Source organism: Mesorhizobium sp. M2A.F.Ca.ET.042.01.1.1, from assembly GCF_003997405.1.
Lineage (GTDB): Bacteria > Pseudomonadota > Alphaproteobacteria > Rhizobiales > Rhizobiaceae > Mesorhizobium.
The window spans coordinates 1-4,338 of record NZ_RZRX01000370.1; the positions used below are offsets into that span (position 1 = coordinate 1).

The window sequence follows — 4,338 nt, forward strand, 5'->3', positions numbered from 1 at the left end:
TAGAACAAAAGGATCACCGGGAAGGCCAGCACCAGATTGGCGAGGAAGGACAACAGCGTGTCGATCTTGCCGCCATAATAACCGGCCGGCAGGCCGAGCGTGATGCCGACCATCAGCGCGAAGCCGGTGGCGGCCGGCGCGATGATCAGCACGATCTGGCTGCCATAGACCATGCGCGAGAACACGTCGCGGGCGAGCTTGTCGCCGCCGAAATAATAGACCAGCTTCGATGCCGGCTCGATCGCGCCGGGCAGCGTGTCCTTCATCACCGAAACCTGGGCCAGCGGGTCGAAGGGCGAGATGGTCGAGGCGAAGATCGCCGTGAACAGCCAGAACAGGCAGATGAACACGCCGGCAATGCCGACGCCGCTGTCGAAGAGCTGGCCATAGAGGCCGAGCCGCTTCTTGTAGCTAAAGCTGGCGCCCATCACCAGTATGAGCGCCACCCACACCGGCCAGAACCGCCAGAGCACACCGATGACGACGTTGAAGGCGCTGATATATTCCGTTTGCATCGGCCCTCCCCCTACTGAACCCTGATACGCGGATTGAGAAACGCGTAGCCGACATCGGAAATGAGCTGGGTGATCAGCACGATGAACACCGAGACGAGCGAGCAGCCGAGCAGCAGATCGATGTCGTTGTTGCCGGCGGCTTCGACCAGCGTGTAGCCAAAGCCCTGGTAGCGGAACATCACCTCGACGATGACGACGCCGGTGAGCAACCACGGGAACTGCAGCATGATGACGGTGAAGGGCGCGATCAGCGCGTTGCGCAAGGCATGCTTGATGACCACGCTGCTGAAGGACAGGCCCTTCAGCCGGGCGGTGCGGATATATTGTTGCGTCATCACCTCGACCATCGAGGCGCGTGTCATGCGCGCGATATAGCCTATGCCGTAGATCGCCAGCGTGATCACCGGCAGCGTGAAATTGTAGAAGGTGATGCCCTGGCTGGCGGACGCTGCCGAGCCGTTCAGCCAGCCGAGCCAGGATGCGAAGATGACGGTGAAGATGACGCCCGACACATATTCGGGTGTCGCCGTCGAAGCGATCGAGGCGACGGACAATGTCCGGTCCGTGCGCGACCCTTCGCGCATGCCGGCAAGAATGCCGATGAGCAGCGAGATCGGCACCATCACCGCCAGAACCCAGAACATCAGCAAGCCTGTGGCGCCGAGCGCCGGAAAGAGCTTCGCCGCGACGGTCGTCTTGAACTTGGTCGAGCAGCCGAAGTCACCCTGCAACACGCCTGAGAATTTCGGCTCCGTGGGATCGTTGCAGAAGGAAAAGCGCTGCGTGGTCTTGCCGGTCGCCGGATCGGTGATCGGATGCTTGGGCAGGACGCCCAGCCACTGGCCGTAGCGCAGGAAGAAATTCTGCCGGTAGCCATGATTGACCAGCCAGCTTTCGAGCTGGTCGGCGGGCGTGTGCATCTCGGTCTGGCTGATCGCCAGCTTCTTCAGATTGGGCTCGAGATTGACGAGGAAGAAGACGACCAGCGTCAGGCACAGCATCGTGAGCAGTATCGTGCCGATGCGTCTGGCGATGAATGAGAACATTTATGCCCCCCTGCCGGCCGGGTTGGGGTCAGATACGTTCAACCCTGTTTCGTAATGCGGATGGCGCCCCGCCACCGCTGCAGGTCATGCAACGGCGACGAAGCTGCAAATACGAGGGCTGTCGCCCCTCGTATTCATCGCGCCATGGATCACGCCTGATCGAGCCAGACCTTGCCGAAGTCGTGCTCGTAGGTGGGGTGCATCGAGTGGTTCTTCACCTCGGGCTTGATGTTGATGTAGAGCTTGCGCCAGTAGGGCTGGATGATGATGCCGGAATCCTGCAGCGTCTGCTCGATCTCCTTCATCACGACCTTGCGCTTCTCCGCATCGGCGATGCCGAGCGCCTCGTTCACCTTCTTGTCGAAGTCCGGGTTGGAGTAGGCCGTCTCGTTCCAGGCTTCGCCGGTGCGGTATGCGATGGCGATGACCTGGATGCCCAGCGGACGCATGTTCCAGTTGGTTTCCGAGAACGGATACTTCGTCCAGTCGTTCCAGAAGGTCGAGCTCGGCAGGACGGTGCGCTTCACCTTGATGCCGGCTTCGCGCAACTGGGCGGCGATCGCGTCCGTGGTGTTCTTGTGATAGTCCTCGTCGTTGCTGATCAGCTCGTGCTCGAAATCGATCTTGCCGGCTTCCGTCAGCATCTGCTTGGCCTTGGCGATGTCGCGCTTGACCTCGGGCAGCTTGACGTATTCCGGATGGATCGGCGCGACATGGTGGTTTTCGGCCGGCGTGCCGGCATTGCCGTAGCCGAGCTGCAGCACGGTGGCGTTGTCGACGGCAAGCAGCATGGCCTGACGGACCTTCTGGTCGTCATAGGGCTTCTTGGTGACGTTGAAGCGCGACACCACGGTGGCCGCCGTCACGACTTCCGAAGCCGGAGCGCCGACATCGGCGATGATCTTGATGTAGTCGGCGGTCGTTTCGTGATTGGTATGGACTTCGCCGGACTCGAAAGCCGAGACGGTCGCGGCCGGATCGGTGCCGTAGTCGATGAACTCGACGCCGTCGAGGAAAGCCTCGCCCTGCCACCACTTGCCGGTCGTGCGGCGCTTGTAGACCACCTTCTGGCCGACGTCGTAGGACACCAGCTCGAACGGGCCCGTGCCGATCGGGCAGCTCTTGAAGTTGGCGCCCTTCTCGTCGAAGGTTTTGTGGACGACCAGCGCCGGATAGTCGCACAGGTTCGGTATGATGGCGATGTCGGGCTTGGTCAGCTTGAGCTTGACCGTCATGTCGTCGACCTTGACGACGGAGCCCTCGCGCAGCTTCTTGGTCGTGTCGTCGACGAGGCTACCGAGGCGGCCAGGCATCGAGTTGCCTTCCACCGACTTGTCGGCCCAGCGGGTGAAATTGTTGATCACATCGTCGGCAGTGAACTTGTCGCCATTGTTCCATTCGACGCCCGGCCGCACATGCAACGTGTATTCTGTGGCGTCGTCATTGATGTCCCAGCTTGCCAGCAGATAAGGCGCGAAGGTGTATTCCTTGGTGTATTTCACCAGCGGCTCGAGCGCCTGGCGCTCGGCGTTGGAGATTTCGGACCAGTCGGCCGTGCGCGGATCCTTCGGATCCTTGATCGACATCGCGACCTTCAGGACGCCGCCCTTCTTGCCCTGCACGTCCTCCGCCCTGGCCGGGGTCGGATCGGCGAGGCCGAGCATGCCGTAGGCCATTGCCGTCGATGCGCCGAAGACGCTGGCCAAGGCCAGAAATTCGCGGCGGTCGACGCCGCCCTTTTTGGCCTCTTTGGCCATTTTCCGGATGTGATCCGGAACCTGATCACCATTGCTCTTATAGATTGCCATGACTTGCTCCCATTGTTGGCTTTCCGCCTTTTAACATTCCGCATCCAGACCGCGTTGTCAAAAGACGGTGTGGAGCAGGAACATGCCAGGGAATGTGCATCTTTGGCTGCAACCCGGTTCGCGCGATAGCGACAGTCTTGACGCAAATTTGTTATCGCGACGCGGATTCGCTAAAAAATCCCCGCGGGCGATTAAATCAATACATTTATAAGGATAGGAGCCCCGTACCGGCGGTCGCCCCTGGTTCGCTTGGCCAATGCGGCGCGGCGCAACTTCAATATTCGCGTTCGTAAAAGACGCCGCCCTTGGCCTCGCCGGCGTCATTGGCTTCCCCGCGCAGCTTCACCCCGCGACCGACATTGAGGTCGATCGTGGCCTTGCCGGAACCCGGTTTGTCGCCCTTCTGGATGGTCACATAGGTACGGTCGTTGAGGTATTTGCCGGCCGAAACCGCGGTACCGCCCTTCTCGTCCGTCGTCACGTCGAGATCGTCGACGCCGATGGCGCTTTGCAGGTTCTCGAGCAGCGAGGTCGAACCGCCGACGCCGGCCAGTTGCGCGGCGGCGCTGGCAAGTTGCGCGATCTGCAGCGGTGACAGCTTGGACATGGATTGACCGAAGATGAGCTGTGCCAGGATCTCGTCCTGGGGCAGCGCCGGCACGGAGGAGAACGTGAACTTCGGATTGGTCGCCTCGCCTGAGACGACGACCGTGACTGTGGCGGAGCTCGTCGTCGTGGTCGCCGTCAAGTTGAGATAGGGCACCAGCGACCCCTGGAACCCGATCGTGCCATCGGTGAAGGTCAGTCGCTTGGAAAGGATGATCAGTCGTCCGCGCTGCAGGGTGAAGGTGCCGATCGCCCTCGGCGCCGAAGCCGGGCCTGTCAGCTTCAGCGAGCCGCCCAGTTCGGCGTCGACACCCCTGCCCTGGATGAATATCTGGTTCGGCGCGTTGACCGTAACGTCGAGTG

General features: G+C 61.3%; 3 protein-coding genes and 1 pseudogene. All 4 read right to left on the minus strand.

Going from position 1 to position 4,338, the window contains the following annotated elements:
* A pseudogene (locus EOA23_RS31925) lies at positions 1-515 on the minus strand (ABC transporter permease); the annotation flags it as partial.
* Positions 516-526: 11 nt separating this feature from the next.
* Entirely contained in the window at positions 527-1,561 is a 1,035-nt protein-coding gene (locus EOA23_RS31930; protein WP_042637250.1) for an ABC transporter permease, read from the minus strand.
* Between the two features lie 149 nt (positions 1,562-1,710).
* Positions 1,711-3,369: an ABC transporter substrate-binding protein gene (locus EOA23_RS31935; RefSeq protein ID WP_127307018.1), complete on the minus strand. Its 1,659-nt coding sequence runs from the start codon at positions 3,367-3,369 to the stop codon at positions 1,711-1,713.
* 274 nt (positions 3,370-3,643) lie between these two features.
* Positions 3,644-4,338: translocation/assembly module TamB domain-containing protein (locus EOA23_RS31940; RefSeq protein WP_189341787.1), on the minus strand; the 695-nt coding region annotated here is incomplete at its 5' end.

Bases quoted from the DNA above. Each gene is read 5' to 3' on its own strand.
- EOA23_RS31930 (WP_042637250.1), bottom strand. From the start codon at position 1,561: ATGTTCTCATTCATCGCCAGACGCATCGGCACGATACTGCTCACGATG.
- EOA23_RS31935 (WP_127307018.1), bottom strand. From the start codon at position 3,369: ATGGCAATCTATAAGAGCAATGGTGATCAGGTTCCGGATCACATCCGG.